Below are 13359 nucleotides of genomic sequence, written 5' to 3'. Positions count from 1 at the left end.
CGTGGCGCCGTCGGGCTGCGGTTGCGGACGTGGTGGGCCTAGGCCCTCAGCGGGCGTCACGCGTCAGACGGGCCCCGAGCGTGGCCGCAGCGATCACGCCCGCCGCCGCGACGAAGACGATGTCCTTGAGCACGTACTGCCCCATGAGCGTCATGCCGTCACCGAACAGCTCGCCGGCGAACAGCACCACGGGCGACATCATGCCGACCAGCGCGACCGCGAGCACGACGAGACCTGCCTGCAGCCACCGCCCCGTCAGGAGCGTCAGCCCGATGAACGTCTCGACGACCGCCGTCAGGAGCACGGCCCCCAGGCCCTCGACGACGCCGAACGTCAGCGCGCCGACCGTCTGCGTCACGATCTCCTCCGCGGGGCTCGCCCCGGGAAAGAACTTGAGGACCCCGAAGCCGAGGAACACCAGGCCCAGCGTGATCCGGAGTGCCGGGATCGACCACCGGGCGAGGTGGACCGCCAGGGCGGTGATCGCGGACTCGGAACGGCGCGCAAACCCCTGCCGCGCGGGTGCGTCACTGGGGAGCGTCTGCGGGGTCGACACGTCGGTCTCCGTGCTGGGCATCTGTTCTCCTCGTCGAGAGCGCGCAGACGACGAGGCGCTCTGCGGAGAAAGCCCCCTGACGTCCGCATGGATGATGAGCCGCCGAGCGTAGCCACCGCGGATGAGGGCCAGATGAGGCCGGTCGAGAGCTCGGCCCGCGACGGGGTTGCGAAGCGGTCACGGTTCCGAGGGTGTCCTCGCCGTGCGCGGGACGGCGCTGCCAGGATCGCTCCATGTCGTCGAACCCGGGGCCGATGCCGCCGCTGTCACCCGCCGAGCTCGCGCCCCGGCGCCGCGGGTGGGGACCCTTCCTGGCGTGGCTGTTCGGCGCCGTGGGCCTCGGTCTGGCTGCGGCGTGCGTCTGGGGAGCGGTCACGGTCCTGGGGCCGTACCTGTCGCACGACCCGCCCGAGCTCATCGACAACCCCCCGATGATCGCAGCGCTGGCCGAGCCCTGTGCGGCCGTCCAGGCTGCTGCCGCAGAGGTCGACGTGTCGGCGCCGGGGACTGAGCAGGCGACGCAGCTCGCCGACGTGGTCGTCGCGATCGACGGCCTCGCCGCCTCGGTCGGGGCGCTGCCTGCCGACCTGGTCGACGGCGACCTCCCGACCCGGTACTGGGTGATCGACTGGGAGACCCTCGGGGCGCGCATCACGGACTACTCGGTGGCGCTCACGAACGGGGCACAGGTCGGGCTCGACACCCCGGTCACGGCGGACGGTTTCACCATTGTGACGCGCATGGACGTCGCCGCTCCGCTCGGGTGCGGTGTCCCCGCCGTCCTCGTGGCCCTGGACCCGACACCGCCCCCGGCGCCGTCGATCGAGGGCTGAGGCCGATGCCCGCCGCTCGCACATGGGCCGAGGCATCCTCTGACTTGAGGAGTTGCTAAACTCACCAAGTCCCCAGGAGGTCCTGTGCCCACCACCGCCACCACGGCGCCGCTCTACGCGATCAAGGCCGAGCTCTTCCGCTCGCTCGCGCACCCCACCCGCATCCAGGCCCTCGAGGTGCTCAGCGCCGCGCCCGACCACGAGGCCCCCGTGGCCGACCTGCTCGCCGCGACCGGCGTCGAGGCCTCGGTCCTGTCCCAGCACCTGGCGGTCCTCAAGCGCGCCGGTGTCGTGACGTCCTCGCGCACGGGCAACACCGTCGTCTACCGGCTGAGCCGCCCGCTCGTCGCCGAGCTGCTCGTCGTGGCACGCGCCTTCCTGCGCGAGACGCTCGACGCGTCCGGCCGACAGCTCGCCGCCGCGGACGAGCTGCCTCCGCTCCAGGGGGCGAGCGAACGGACCGGGCAGTGAGCCGGGCGGACCGCTCGGTACGCGACCTGCTGCCGTCCCGCGCCGACGTCGACCTCCGACCGCGGACGCTGCGCGCCGACCTGCTCGCGGGCATCACGGTCGGCGTGGTGGCCCTGCCGCTCGCCCTCGCGTTCGGCGTGAGCGCCGGGGTAGGGCCCGGCCCGGGCCTCGTGACGGCCGTGGTCGCGGGCATCGTGGCCGCGGTGCTCGGCGGCTCGCGCGTCCAGGTCAGCGGGCCGACGGGCGCGATGGCCGTGGTCCTGGCCCCGATCGTCGCCCAGCACGGCCCCGCGGCGGTACCGCTCGTCGCGATCCTCGCGGGCGTCGTCGTGCTCCTGGCCGGGGTGACGCGTCTCGGCCGCGTCGTGACCTTCATCCCGTGGCCCGTGGTCGAGGGGTTCACGGCCGGGATCGCCGCGATCATCTTCCTCCAGCAGGTGCCGGCGGCCCTGGGTGTCACGGGCGCGGTGGGCGGCAACCCGCTGCGTGTGGCCATCGACTCCGCCGTCGCCGCGTCCGGGGACGGCCCGACAGTCCTGTGGACCCTCGGCACCGTCGCCCTCGTGGCCGTCGTGATGCTGGTCCTGCCCCGCGTCGCGCCGGCACTGCCCGCCTCGCTCGTCGCGGTCGTGCTCGCCACCGTGGTCGCCCAGCTCGTCGGCGCCCCCGTCGCGCGCATCGGAGCGCTGCCCGACTCCCTGCCCCTGCCGTCCGTGCCGCACCTCGACGCCGGGATGCTGCGGTCGCTGATCGGCCCCGCGGTCGCGGTCGCGGCGCTCGCCGCGATCGAGTCCCTCCTCTCGGCCCGCGTCGCCGCGGCCATGCCGTCCCCCGAGCCGGCCGGGCGGCGCGGGGCGACCGGGAGCGCGATCGTGCCCGACGACGCGACGCACCGCTACGACCCCGACCGGGAGCTCGTGGGCCAGGGGCTCGCGTCGATCGCGAGCGGCGCGTTCGGCGGCATGCCCGCGACCGGTGCCATCGCGCGCACGGCCGTCAACGTGCGCGCCGGTGCCCGCACGCGGCTCGCGGCCGTCGTGCACTCGGTCGTGATCCTGGGCGTCATCTACCTCGCGACCGGTCCCGTCTCCGTCATCCCGCTCGCCGCGCTGTCCGGGGTCCTCATGGTCACCGCGGTGCGCATGGTCTCGGTCTCGACCCTCCGGGCCGTGCTGACCTCGACGCGCGCGGACGCCGTGGTGCTCGTCGTGACGGCGGTCGTGACCGTCGCGGTCGACCTCATCGAGGCCGTGCAGATCGGGCTGCTCGTCGCGGCGTTCTTCGCGCTGCGCTCGGTCGCGCAGGCTGCCGCGGTCCATCGCGAGCCCCTCCCGGGGCCGGCGCAGCCGGGCGACGAGCACATCGCGCTCTACCGGCTCGACGGCGCCATGTTCTTCGGTGCCGCGGACCGCATCCACGCGCAGATCCGCGACGACCAGGACGCCCTGGTCGTCGTCCTGCGGCTCTCGCACCTGCGCCTGGTCGACGCGACGGGTGCCCACGCGCTCGGTGAGCTCGTCGCGGACCTCGAACGCTCGGGCGTCACGGTCCTGGTCAAGGGCATCCAGCCCGCCCACCTGCCCGTGCTCACGCGCGTCGGCGTCCTCGACGAGCTGCGCCACGAGAAGCACCTGTTCGCCGACCTCCCGCCCGCGATCGAGCACGCGCGCTCGCACGTCGCGCGGGCTCAGGCGGGGGTCGGGGCCGTGACCCGGCCCCCGGGCCCTGCCGCGGTCGCGGCTCCCGGGGACGCCCTCAGCGGTTGACGTCGAGCGTCAGCACGACCGTGACCGTGTCGCCCAGCTCGACGTCCTCGGCCGCGCGGATCCGGTCCTTGAGCGGGACGACGTAGAGCCCGTCCTTGGCGAACAGCGACGTGGTCCACGTCGTCGCCCCGATCCGGGCCGAGACGGGGATCATGCCCCAGCCGTAGGTCACGAGCGACGCGACCTCGCGGATACGGGCGCTCTCCGCATCGGGCACGGACACGAAGTGGAAGGGCGCGGGTCCACGCCAGTGCCACACCTCGCCGACGGCCTCGATCTCCATCTGCCCAGCATCACCCCTGCGCGCGGAGCCCGCCGCACCGACGCCCGGGCGGGCACGTGTCGACGCGCGCCCGCAGGCACGAAGGCTGGCAGGCTCTGCCTCCATGACGCCCGACCTCGCCATGCTGCGCGACCTCGTCGAGTCGACACCGGAGATCCGGCGGTGGCCGGGGGACGGGGCCTCTGAGAGCTGGGTACGGGCGGCCGAGGCCCGGGTCGGACGGCTCCCGGCGTCGTACCGCTGGTGGCTCACGGAGGCCCGCACGAGTCGCGTCGGTCACGTGGACGTCGCGTCGCTCGTGGACCCGGAGCACGTCGCGGAGGCCGACGACGCGCTCACCGCCGAGTGGCGCCTCACCGGGGACAGGTTGTGCTTCGCGAGCAACCCCGACGGAGCCGAGACCTTCTTCTTCGCGCCCGACCGGACCGAGGGCAGCGGTGAGCGCGCGGTCCTCCGCGTCGACGGCATCGACGGGTCCGGGGAGGTCGTCGCCGAGACGTTCGCCGGGTTCGTGTCCGTGCAGGTCGCACTCCTGCGCGGCCTGGGTGACGGACCGAACCCCACGATCGCCGAGACGTGGCGCTCGACGCCGGGCGTGCGGCGCCCCGACGGCTTCACGGTCCACGGCCCGCACCGCTTCGCCGAGGCCAACGAGGCCCACGACATTGCCGACCTCGCCCCGCACTGGGTCCTGGTCGGTGAGGACGGTGAGGGGGCGGGTCTGTTCATGCGGCGTCACGGCCGCGACCGGACGAGCGTCCACCGCCTCGACCTCTCGGCGTTCGCGAGGTCACGCTCCGGCGAGGGCGGGTCGCGCATCGAGGCCGAGGGCGAGCTCGTCACGACCGACCTGCTCTGCCTCCTCGGGGGCGACCCCGCCGCCTGAGGGCGCCGCGCGGGACAGGTCGGTCGCCGTCGGGCCTGAGACGACCGGTCGCTGCCCTAGCGACTCGTCGCGGCCCCCACCGCTCGCTCGAACGCGCCCGCGAGCGCCTCGCGCACCGCGTCCGGTTCGGCGGGCACGCACCGTGACGCCACGGTCGCGGCCAGCTCGGCGAGGTAGGGCAGCAGCGCGTCGATCTCCGGGCTGGCCGCGTCGAGCTCGGCCGCAGGGACGGTGACGGTCGCCGTGATCCGTCGCCGGGCCCGCGAGAAGCGCACGTTCCGCACCCCCGCCTGGCCTGCCGAGGAGGTGATCGAGCCGCCGAGCGCGAGCATCACGTCGAGCTCGTCGAGCCCGGGGACCTCGACCGCAGCACACTCCGCCTGGAGCGCCCGGCGCAGGACGATCGCCGCGGCGAGGTCTCGCTCGGGGCCGCCCAGCACGTTGCGCTGCGTGAGGATCATCTCTCGCCCTCCGGCGGTGCGAGGTCGGGAACGTTCTGGTCGAGCAGGTCCGCGAAGGTCTCCGCGAGGACGTACCGCTCCCCCGTGTCGTGGTCGGACGTCGCGACTGGTCCGTCGTTCGTGACGACGAGCGGGTTTCCCGACCCGTCGAACCCGATCACGAGGCCTTCCTCCGCGACGTCCCAGCCGTCCGTGCGGAAGGTGCGCGTCAGGGTCGCGACGTCGGTGTCCTCGAGCAGTGGAGCGTTGCGCAGCCCGTGGACGGGGACACCCACGAAGCAGCCGCCGTGCCGCCCGACGAGCTCGACGTAGCCCGGGTCGAGAGCTACCCCGAGGCCGCGCACGGCCTCCTCGAGCTGGGCGCGCGTCGCCGGCTCGCCCGCACCGTAGAGGGCGACGGCCGCGTCGAGCCGGGCCAGGAGGTCGGGTGGGAGTGCCATGCCGGCCACCGTAGCCGCGGGGTGGGACACGCGGCCCGACGGCGCCGCGCACGCGGGTGCGTGCGTCACCGGTGAGCGTGACGATGGGTGCGACCCGTCCCGCCCCTGACCCGCGAGGTGCACCATGACCAGGTTCGTCGTCGACGCCGGCACCGCCCTGCGACTCGTCGCGGAGGACGCCCAGGTCCCGGAGGCCCACGGGCTGCTCGCCCCTGCCCTCCTGCGGTCGCAGACCCTGTCAGTGCTGCACGAGGCCGTGCACCGGGGCGACCTCCCGGCCGAGGTCGGGCGCGAGCACCTGGCGCGCGTCGGCCGCCTCCCGGTCAGGTTGTTCGGGGACGCCGTGCTGCGCCGCACGTCGTGGAAGGTCGCCGACGAGCTGGGCCTGGCCTCGACGTACGCCGCCGAGTACGTGGCCCTCGCCCGGCTCCGGGGCGTCGCGCTCGTGACCACGGATGCCGACCTGGCTCGTGCCGTCGTGGGCGTGGTCGAGACGGCGCCGTACGAGGCGCTGCTCGACGCGGGGACGTGAGCGGCGCGTCGTCCGGCGGGGTAGTCGAAAAGGCCAGGTAGTGTCGCTCTCTTCGGCGAGCCGGGCCCGCTGGAGTCGTGAAGGAGAGCCATGCTCCCGGACACCGATGTCGCTGCAGCCGCCACCACGATCTCGACCCTGTTCTCCGGCGTGGCCGCCCACCCCGTCGACCGCGGATGCGGTCGTTGTTTCAGCGACGAGGAGAGCGCGCTGCTCTGCACGCCGGACGCACCGCTGCCGGACGACCTGGTGCTGCGGGTCGCCGCGAAGGACCCACTCCACTGGGCCGACCAGCCGGCAATCGTCCGCCGCGTCCTCCCCCAGCTGGTCGTCCTGCTCGTCGACGGCGTCGACCTCGACGCCCGGTGGTGCGCCAGAGGCCTGGCCGCAGCCCGGTGGTCCACCTGGCCCGCTGACGAGAGCGAGGCCGTCGAGGCCTTCCTCAATGCCTGGTGGACGCACACCCTGAGATCGGGCGCGTCGTTCGAGCGGGTCGCCGAAGTCTTCATGAGCTGCGCGATCGCGAGCCTGCTCGTCGATCCCTGGCTCGCGACCTGGGACGAGGAGGCCGCGAGGAGCAGCGTCGTCCGCGAGCGCCGCGACAGCTGTGTCGAGGACTGGTGGGAGGACCTCGACCGGGTCGCGTCGCCCTTCCCCTGCTGGTGGGGCACCGACGAGAGCGAGGAGAGAGCCGCCGAGACCTTGCAGTCCTGGATGGGCTGCGCCGAGCGACCCGTTCGCTGACGAGCCTCAGGGGCTCGGTGCCCCCAGGCGGTCGAGCGCGCCGATGCTCGCCTCGACGATCTGCGCCTGCGCGTCGGCGCGGCTCGTGGCCGGCTGACCGTCTCCCGGTTGCTCGCCGTAGTCGGCGAAGAAGGCGTGGACGCCCCCTGGGACCTCGACGAACTCGGTGGTGGCGGGCAGGTCGGCGCGGGACGCCTCGATCTTGTCGGGCGTCGTCAGGCCGTCGCGCGATCCCCACACCGAGGTCACCTCGACGTCGGCCGTGCTCATGTCGCCCGACGGGTACGAGGCGTGCAGGAGCAGGCCGGTGACCTCGTCGTCGTGCGCGGCGGCGAACGACGCCGCGACGACGCCGCCCAACGAGTGACCGCCCACCGCCCAGGTGTCGACCTCGTCGAACGCTGCCATCGCCGACGCCGACTGGTTCGGTGACGTGAAGGCGATGCCCAGCGGTTCCTTGAGCGCCACGACCAGGTACCCGGCCTCGGCGAGCGGGCGCAGCACGGCGGCGGTCGCACGCACGTCCACCCGGGCGCCGGGCGAGTAGACCAGGCCGGTCGTCGCCGCACCGTCCCGCGGGACGAACGCTATCCAGCCCGCCTCGTCACGGACCTCGACCGAGCCGTCGCTCTCGAGAGCTGCGAGCGCTGGCGCCGTCGCGGGGAAGGGCCGGAGCCACACGACGGCCGCCGCCAGGACGACCAGGACGGCGACGGCGACACCCACCGCGACCCCACGCAGGATCCGGCGGGCCCGCGGTCGCCGTGGCGAAGGACCACGATCACGTCGGCGGGCACCCAGGAGGGCCACCGCGAGGACGAGCAGGCCCGCGACCACGCTCGCTCCGAGGACCGCAGCGAGCGCCCAGTGCTGGTGGCGCACGGTGTCGCCGGTCGTCGCGACGACCCAGACGGGCGCTGCGACCAGCGCGACCCCCAGGACGACGAGCAGCAACCGCCCAAGGGTCGCGGCAGGAGATTCCCTGGGCGGGACGGGCAGATCTGCCTCGGTACCCGATGCCGACGTGTTCACCGGTGCTCCGTACTTCTCGACGACGCCCACAGGGGCTGGGCGTCCGTCACGCTAGCAGCCGCGGACCAGCGACGAGGTCGGCAGCGTGCGGTGCGCGCGCGGGACGACGCCTCCTCTGGACACACTGGTCCGGGCGCGCGCGATGAGTTTCGGGGACGCCCAGGGTCTACCCCGACGACACCACGAGACGGGCCGCGAGCAGACCGGGCCGCTCGACCGACCGAGAGGCTCCGCCATGACCGACATCGAGACCCGCACGCTCGAGGCACCGGGTGCGACCGTGACCTACGACGTCCGCGGCGACCTGAGCGCCGCCACTCCCGAGGTGCCCGCGCTGCTGCTCATCGGCTCGCCCATGGGCGCCGACGGGTTCGGCACGCTCGCCTCGCACTTCACCGACCGACCGGTCGTCACCTACGACCCTCGCGGGGTCTCGCGCAGCGTCCGGCCCGACCCCGGGTCGCCCGTCCGCCCCGAGGACCACGCCGACGACCTCCACCGCGTGATCGACGCCCTGGGCGTCGGGCCCGTCGACATCATGGCGAGCAGCGGCGGTGCCATCAACGCGCTCGCCCTCGTGGCCGAGCACCCCGAGCAGGTGCGGACCCTCGTGGCCCACGAGCCGCCGTCGGGCCCCGCGCTGCCCGACCGCGACGCCGCGCTCGCGGCGGTCCAGGCCGTCTCGGAGACCTACCGGACCAAGGGGTTCGGGGCCGGCATGGCGCGGTTCATCACCCTGACGAGCTGGGAGGGGCCGTTCCCCGACGACGTCGCCGAGCTCCCCGCGCCGGACCCGGCCGCGTTCGGCTTCCCCGCCGGGGACGACGGGTCGCGCGACGACCCGCTGCTGGGTCAGAACCTCATCTCCTGCACCCACTACGAGCCCGCCTACGACGCGCTCACCTCGGCCTCGACCCGCGTGGTCCTCGCGGCGGGCGACGAGTCCGGCCAGCAGATGGCTGCGCGCGCGGCGCGGGCCATCGCCAAGAGCCTCGGCTCCGAGGCGGTCGCGTTCCCGAGCGGGCACGGCGGCTTCCTGGGTGACGAGTACGGGATGCCGGGCGACCCCGCGGGCTTCGCCGCGGCGCTGCGGACCGTGCTCGACGGCGACGGGCCGCGCTGAGCACCTCGCGGAGGGCAGCGGGCTCCCGCGAGGTGAGCCCGCCGCCCGGGTAAGTGCCGCCGTCGGGCACTCTGCCCCCCCCAGATGCCAGCAGCGGCGACCGCGAGGACCATGGCGGCATGACGAACCTGCTGACCGCCGACCCGCCGCCCGACACCCTGGCTCGACGCATCGGGCGCATCGCGCTCGGGCTGAGCCTGGTCTTCGCCGGGATCGGGCACCTGACGTTCTCGCGCGAGGAGTTCCAGGCCCAGGTCCCCGACTGGTTCCCCGTGAACGAGGACGTGACGGTCCTCGCGTCGGGGGCCGTCGAGATCGCGCTCGGTTCGTCGCTCGTCGTGCTGTCGCGCCGACGGGTCGCGGTCGGGCTCGTCGCGGCGGCGTTCTTCGTCGTGATCTTCCCCGGGAACATCGGGCAGTGGCTCGAGCACAAGGACGGGTTCGGGCTCGACACCGACGCCAAGCGGTTCGGTCGCCTGTTCTTCCAGCCCGTGCTCGTCGCGTGGGCGCTCTGGTCGACGGGCGCGTTCAAGGCTCTGCGCACGTCGCGGGACTGAGGAGACCTACCGGTGCGACGCAGCATCCCCCGACACCGCGGGCATGCCCAGCGCGGCGTCGACGAGCGTCTCCGCCGCGGCGCGAGCGCGCGCCGCCACGGCAGGGTCCCCCGAGATCGCGGCGGTCGTCTGCGCCCCCTCGGCCAGAATGACGAGCTGACCTGCGAGCGCCGGAGGGGCACCGGCGCCGTCGACCAGTCGTGCGACGAACCTCTCGAACGAGGCCTTGTGCGTCCGGACCGCGTCGGCGACCGCGGGGTGAGTGGTCCCGAGCTCGCCGAACGCGTTGATGAAGGCACAGCCGCGGAAGTCGTCGGCGCAGAACCAGTCGGCGAGGTAGTCGTAGATCGCGAGGAGCCGGGCGCGCGGGTCCGGCTCGCCCTCGACGCGCTCGGTGATCCCCCGCTCCCACTGCTCGTGCTTGCGCGCGAGCACGGCCAGGACGATGTCGTCCTTCGAGGGGAACGTGGCGTACAGGCGCCGCAGGGACACGCCCGACTCGCGGCGCAGCTCGTCCATGCCGACGGCCGCGTAGCCCTTGGCGTAGTAGAGGCGGTCGGCTGCGTCGACGATCTTCTCCCGTGCTTCCTCTGCAGTCATGTCCATCATCCTACTTGCACCGAGAACGATCGTTCTCTAGAGTCAGGACCAGCGGCGAGAACGATCGTTCTCACGCTCCATCGTGAAGGGACGCATCATGGGCACGATCACCTCCGGCACCGAGAACAGCACACCCGTCGAGCTCTACTACGAGGACCACGGGACGGGGCAGGCCGTCGTCCTCGTCCACGGCTACCCGCTCGACGGGAACAGCTGGGAGCGCCAGTCCCGCGTCCTGCTCGACGCCGGGTACCGCGTCGTCACCTATGACCGCCGCGGGTTCGGTCAGTCCAGCAAGGTCGGGACCGGGTACGACTACGACACGTTCGCGGCCGATCTCGACGCCGTCCTCGAGACCCTCGACCTCCGCGACGTGATCCTCGTCGGTTTCTCCATGGGCACGGGCGAGCTCGCCCGCTACGTCACGAACCACGGCCACGACCGCGTCGCCAAGCTCGCGTTCCTCGCCTCGCTCGAGCCCTTCCTCGTCCAGCGCGACGACAACCCCACGGGCGTCCCGCAGGAGGTGTTCGACGGGATCGCCGAGACGGCCCGCGCAGACCGCTTCGCCTGGTTCACGCAGTTCTACAACGACTTCTACAACCTCGACGAGAACCTCGGCGAGCGCATCTCCCAGGAGGTCGTCACCGCGAGCTGGAACACCGCGACCGGCTCGGCCCCCGTCGCCGCCTACGCCGTCGTGCCCACCTGGATCGAGGACTTCCGCGACGACGTCGCGGCCGTCCGGGCGAGCGGCAAGCCCGCGCTCATCCTGCACGGCACGGCCGACCGGATCCTGCCCATCGACTCGACGGGCCGCCCGTTCCACGCGGCCTTCCCCGAGGCCGACTACGTCGAGGTCGACGGCGCACCGCACGGGCTCCTGTGGACCCACGCCGAGGACGTCAACCGGGCACTGCTCGCGTTCGTCCAGAAGTAGCGCACGCCCCGCGCGGCGCACCGGGCCCCTGGTCCGGTGCGCCGCGTCGGCGTGCGGGGTGGGCGACCGCGGGGCTACACGGTCGAAGGGAACGCCTTGCGCGCGACCACCACGACGACGAGCCCCACGAGCACGAGGACCGCCCCCACGAAGGGCAGCCAGCCGACCCCGTACCCCGCGAGCACGGCACCGCCCAGGGCCGCTCCCCCGCCGATCCCGATGTTCGCGGTCGAGTTCACGAGCGCCCCCACGACGTCGGGCGACGCCCCGCGCGTACGGATCGCAGCCGTCTGGAAGATCGACGCCACGCCGCCGAACCCCGCGCCCCACACCACGGCGGCCACGAGCACGGGGGCGAGCGCGGGGAACGCCAGGCCCAGCGCGCACAGGCCCAGCGTCAGCGTCACCAGGACCACGAGGACCGTCCGGCGCGGCCGGCGGTCGAGCGAGACCCCCGCGTACCAGGTCCCGACCAGGCCCAGCGCCCCGAGCCCGAGCAGCACCGGTCCCACACCCGCGACCGAGAGCCCGGCAGCCAGGAGCAGGACCGACACGTAGGTGTACACCGAGAACTGGCCCAGGTAGACGAGCGCGTTCGCGGTCGAGACCACGGCCAGGCGCGAACGTCGGGCAGCCTGCCCGTGATCGTCTCGCCGCGCGCCCCCTCCGCCCGCGACAGCCGGCAGGAGCAGCGCGACCAGCACCGTGGTGAGCGCGCAGACCCCGGCGAGCACCGCGAACGCGGTCCGCCAGCCCACGGCTGCACCCAACGAGGTCGACAGAGGCACGCCGAAGACGAAGCCCGCCGACGCCCCTGCGGTCACGAGCGCGAGCGCGCGGCCCGTGAACAGCGGCTGCACGAGCCGCGCGCCGTACCCGATGCTCACCGAGAAGAACAGTGCGTGCGCGATCCCGCCCACGGCCCGCCCGGCCGCGACGACGGCGAACGTCGGCGCCACCGCGACCAGGGCGTTGCTCACGGTGTACGCGACGAGCGTCCCGAGCAGCAGGCCCTTGCGCGGGAGGCGCACGGTCGCGAGCGTCAGCGGCACCGCGAGCGCGGCGACCATGAAGGCGTAGACCGTCACGAGCAGCCCCGCGGTCGACTCCGTGACGTCCAGCTCGTCGCTCATGAGCGGCAGCAGGCCCACCGGGAGCAGCTCGGTCGTCACGGCGAGGAAGGTCGCGAGCATGAGCGCAAGGATCCCCCCGGCGGCGTCCCGCACGGTCCCCGGACGCCAGCCCGGTGAGGCGTTCGGCGCAGGATCGGTCACCCAGGCATCTTGGCACGGCGCGTCGCCCTCCTCACGACGCGCCGCAGGGACGGGCACGCGGGGCCGCACCTAGGGTGAGGAGCAGGACCCGAGGGGACGGGAGGCACGGATGGTCGAGACCGTGACGCTCGACCTGCCCTTCCGCGACCGCTGGCTCGTGCAGAACAGCCCCGCCCGGCGCGTCCCGAGCCACGGGGTCGACATCCTGGGCGAGCGCTACGCGATCGACTTCGTGGGCGTCGACGAGCGGCACCGCACGGCCGCGGTGCGCGACTGGCGCACGCTCCTCGCGACCGAGCCGCCCGAGCGCTTCGTCGCGTTCGGGCGCCCGATCCTCGCGCCTGCAGGCGGTGTCGTGGCCCACGTGCACGACGGCGAGGACGACCACGCGGCCCGTCGCTCCCAGCCGGCCCTCGTGCCCTACGCGCTCGGGGCCGCGGGGAGGCTGCGCGAGGGCGTGCACGCCGTGGCGGGGAACCACGTGACGATCGCGCTCCCGGGTGCCCGGGCGTACGTGTCGCTCGTGCACCTGCGGCGCGGGACCGTGCAGGTCGGGGTCGGCGACGAGGTGCACGTGGGGCAGCAGCTCGCCGAGTGCGGCAACTCCGGGAACTCGACCCAGCCGCACGTCCACGTGCAGGTCGCCGACAGCCTGGACCTCACGGTCGCCCAGGGGGTCCCGGTCGCGTTCCGCGACTTCCGCGAGTGGCTCCGCGGCCGGGGCGAGCCCCTCGACCGGGCGACAGGACTGCCCGGCGAACGCTCCGTCGTCGAACCCTTGCCCCTCGCCGGGACGTGACGGGCGCACGACCTTCACGTCCCGGCACCGGCTCACCCGGGGCACGAGCGCAGCGGGGCTAA

The 13359-nt window shown here is 73.8% G+C and carries 17 protein-coding genes; 10 read left to right on the top strand and 7 right to left on the bottom strand.

What is annotated here, in order from left to right:
* Window positions 1-46 precede the first annotated feature (46 nt).
* Complete coding sequence (locus ASE15_RS19060; protein WP_200955981.1) at window positions 47-577, bottom strand: DoxX family protein; 531 nt, start codon at window positions 575-577, stop codon at window positions 47-49.
* Between the two features lie 212 nt (window positions 578-789).
* On the opposite strand from ASE15_RS19060, the gene ASE15_RS19055 reads away from it, so the two are divergent.
* From ASE15_RS19055 to ASE15_RS19045, 3 genes are all read left to right on the top strand, one after another.
* On the top strand, window positions 790-1389 hold the full coding sequence (locus tag ASE15_RS19055; RefSeq protein WP_056765151.1) for a hypothetical protein: 600 nt from the start codon (window positions 790-792) through the stop codon (window positions 1387-1389).
* A gap of 84 nt (window positions 1390-1473) precedes the next feature.
* On the top strand, window positions 1474-1860 hold the full coding sequence (locus ASE15_RS19050) for a helix-turn-helix transcriptional regulator (RefSeq protein ID WP_056654155.1): 387 nt from the start codon (window positions 1474-1476) through the stop codon (window positions 1858-1860).
* A complete protein-coding gene (locus tag ASE15_RS19045; protein WP_082618609.1) occupies window positions 1857-3626 on the top strand; it encodes a SulP family inorganic anion transporter in 1770 nt (589 codons plus the stop codon). The genes ASE15_RS19050 and ASE15_RS19045 overlap by 4 nt, the downstream gene beginning before the upstream one ends.
* Here the strand turns inward: ASE15_RS19045 and ASE15_RS19040 are convergent.
* On the bottom strand, window positions 3616-3909 hold the full coding sequence (locus tag ASE15_RS19040) for a DUF1905 domain-containing protein (protein ID WP_056654153.1): 294 nt from the start codon (window positions 3907-3909) through the stop codon (window positions 3616-3618). The genes ASE15_RS19045 and ASE15_RS19040 overlap by 11 nt on opposite strands.
* Window positions 3910-4012: 103 nt before the next feature.
* Here ASE15_RS19040 and ASE15_RS19035 point away from each other — a divergent pair, with 103 nt between their 5' ends.
* The gene (locus ASE15_RS19035; RefSeq protein ID WP_056654150.1) at window positions 4013-4795 is read left to right on the top strand and encodes an SMI1/KNR4 family protein; all 783 of its coding nucleotides are present in this window, start codon (window positions 4013-4015) and stop codon (window positions 4793-4795) included.
* Between the two features lie 56 nt (window positions 4796-4851).
* On the opposite strand, the gene ASE15_RS19030 is transcribed toward ASE15_RS19035, so the two are convergent.
* Together ASE15_RS19030 and ASE15_RS19025 are read right to left on the bottom strand one after the other, a co-directional pair.
* On the bottom strand, window positions 4852-5256 hold the full coding sequence (locus tag ASE15_RS19030) for a hypothetical protein (RefSeq protein ID WP_056765148.1): 405 nt from the start codon (window positions 5254-5256) through the stop codon (window positions 4852-4854).
* Window positions 5253-5696, bottom strand: coding sequence for an SMI1/KNR4 family protein (locus ASE15_RS19025; RefSeq protein WP_157277287.1), 444 nt, complete (start codon window positions 5694-5696; stop codon window positions 5253-5255). The genes ASE15_RS19030 and ASE15_RS19025 overlap by 4 nt, the downstream gene beginning before the upstream one ends.
* A 124-nt stretch (window positions 5697-5820) precedes the next feature.
* On the opposite strand from ASE15_RS19025, the gene ASE15_RS19020 reads away from it, so the two are divergent.
* Together ASE15_RS19020 and ASE15_RS19015 are read left to right on the top strand one after the other, a co-directional pair.
* Window positions 5821-6228 carry a type II toxin-antitoxin system VapC family toxin gene (locus tag ASE15_RS19020; RefSeq protein WP_056765144.1) on the top strand — a complete coding sequence of 136 codons (408 nt, stop codon included), beginning with the start codon at window positions 5821-5823 and terminating at the stop codon, window positions 6226-6228.
* A gap of 90 nt (window positions 6229-6318) precedes the next feature.
* Window positions 6319-6972, top strand: a complete 654-nt coding sequence (locus ASE15_RS19015; RefSeq protein WP_056765141.1) for a hypothetical protein — start codon at window positions 6319-6321, stop codon at window positions 6970-6972.
* 6 nt (window positions 6973-6978) lie between these two features.
* Here the strand turns inward: ASE15_RS19015 and ASE15_RS19010 are convergent, their stop codons facing one another.
* Window positions 6979-8004 (bottom strand): alpha/beta hydrolase, encoded by a 1026-nt coding sequence (locus tag ASE15_RS19010; RefSeq protein WP_235534580.1) that lies wholly within the window; start codon window positions 8002-8004, stop codon window positions 6979-6981.
* 235 nt (window positions 8005-8239) lie between these two features.
* On the opposite strand from ASE15_RS19010, the gene ASE15_RS19005 reads away from it, so the two are divergent.
* Together ASE15_RS19005 and ASE15_RS19000 are read left to right on the top strand one after the other, a co-directional pair.
* A complete protein-coding gene (locus tag ASE15_RS19005) occupies window positions 8240-9127 on the top strand; it encodes an alpha/beta fold hydrolase (RefSeq protein ID WP_056765135.1) in 888 nt (295 codons plus the stop codon).
* A 119-nt stretch (window positions 9128-9246) separates the two neighbouring features.
* Window positions 9247-9684, top strand: a complete 438-nt coding sequence (locus ASE15_RS19000; protein WP_056765132.1) for a hypothetical protein — start codon at window positions 9247-9249, stop codon at window positions 9682-9684.
* 6 nt (window positions 9685-9690) lie between these two features.
* Here the strand turns inward: ASE15_RS19000 and ASE15_RS18995 are convergent, their stop codons facing one another.
* Window positions 9691-10284, bottom strand: coding sequence for a TetR/AcrR family transcriptional regulator (locus ASE15_RS18995; RefSeq protein ID WP_056765341.1), 594 nt, complete (start codon window positions 10282-10284; stop codon window positions 9691-9693).
* Window positions 10285-10381: 97 nt separating this feature from the next.
* On the opposite strand from ASE15_RS18995, the gene ASE15_RS18990 reads away from it, so the two are divergent.
* Window positions 10382-11224 (top strand): alpha/beta fold hydrolase, encoded by an 843-nt coding sequence (locus ASE15_RS18990; RefSeq protein ID WP_056765337.1) that lies wholly within the window; start codon window positions 10382-10384, stop codon window positions 11222-11224.
* Window positions 11225-11298: 74 nt separating this feature from the next.
* Here ASE15_RS18990 and ASE15_RS18985 read toward each other — a convergent pair whose 3' ends face one another.
* Window positions 11299-12498, bottom strand: coding sequence for an MFS transporter (locus ASE15_RS18985; protein ID WP_235534576.1), 1200 nt, complete (start codon window positions 12496-12498; stop codon window positions 11299-11301).
* A gap of 109 nt (window positions 12499-12607) precedes the next feature.
* On the opposite strand from ASE15_RS18985, the gene ASE15_RS18980 reads away from it, so the two are divergent.
* Window positions 12608-13297: a M23 family metallopeptidase gene (locus tag ASE15_RS18980; RefSeq protein ID WP_056765129.1), complete on the top strand. Its 690-nt coding sequence runs from the start codon at window positions 12608-12610 to the stop codon at window positions 13295-13297.
* Window positions 13298-13359 lie beyond the last annotated feature (62 nt).

The organism is Oerskovia sp. Root22 (genome assembly GCF_001429135.1).
Classification (GTDB): Bacteria; Actinomycetota; Actinomycetes; order Actinomycetales; family Cellulomonadaceae; genus Oerskovia; species Oerskovia enterophila.
Note: the sequence above shows the minus strand (reverse complement) of the source record. Positions and strands in the feature narration are given on the sequence as shown.

Bases quoted from the DNA above. Each gene is read 5' to 3' on its own strand.
- ASE15_RS19025 (WP_157277287.1), bottom strand. From the start codon at position 5,696: ATGGCACTCCCACCCGACCTCCTGGCCCGGCTCGACGCGGCCGTCGCC.
- ASE15_RS19035 (WP_056654150.1), top strand. From the start codon at position 4,013: ATGACGCCCGACCTCGCCATGCTGCGCGACCTCGTCGAGTCGACACCG.
- ASE15_RS19020 (WP_056765144.1), top strand. From the start codon at position 5,821: ATGACCAGGTTCGTCGTCGACGCCGGCACCGCCCTGCGACTCGTCGCG.
- ASE15_RS18995 (WP_056765341.1), bottom strand. From the start codon at position 10,284: ATGACTGCAGAGGAAGCACGGGAGAAGATCGTCGACGCAGCCGACCGC.
- ASE15_RS19005 (WP_056765135.1), top strand. From the start codon at position 8,240: ATGACCGACATCGAGACCCGCACGCTCGAGGCACCGGGTGCGACCGTG.
- ASE15_RS19040 (WP_056654153.1), bottom strand. From the start codon at position 3,909: ATGGAGATCGAGGCCGTCGGCGAGGTGTGGCACTGGCGTGGACCCGCG.
- ASE15_RS19030 (WP_056765148.1), bottom strand. From the start codon at position 5,256: ATGATCCTCACGCAGCGCAACGTGCTGGGCGGCCCCGAGCGAGACCTC.
- ASE15_RS18990 (WP_056765337.1), top strand. From the start codon at position 10,382: ATGGGCACGATCACCTCCGGCACCGAGAACAGCACACCCGTCGAGCTC.
- ASE15_RS19015 (WP_056765141.1), top strand. From the start codon at position 6,319: ATGCTCCCGGACACCGATGTCGCTGCAGCCGCCACCACGATCTCGACC.
- ASE15_RS19055 (WP_056765151.1), top strand. From the start codon at position 790: ATGTCGTCGAACCCGGGGCCGATGCCGCCGCTGTCACCCGCCGAGCTC.
- ASE15_RS19000 (WP_056765132.1), top strand. From the start codon at position 9,247: ATGACGAACCTGCTGACCGCCGACCCGCCGCCCGACACCCTGGCTCGA.
- ASE15_RS18980 (WP_056765129.1), top strand. From the start codon at position 12,608: ATGGTCGAGACCGTGACGCTCGACCTGCCCTTCCGCGACCGCTGGCTC.
- ASE15_RS19060 (WP_200955981.1), bottom strand. From the start codon at position 577: ATGCCCAGCACGGAGACCGACGTGTCGACCCCGCAGACGCTCCCCAGT.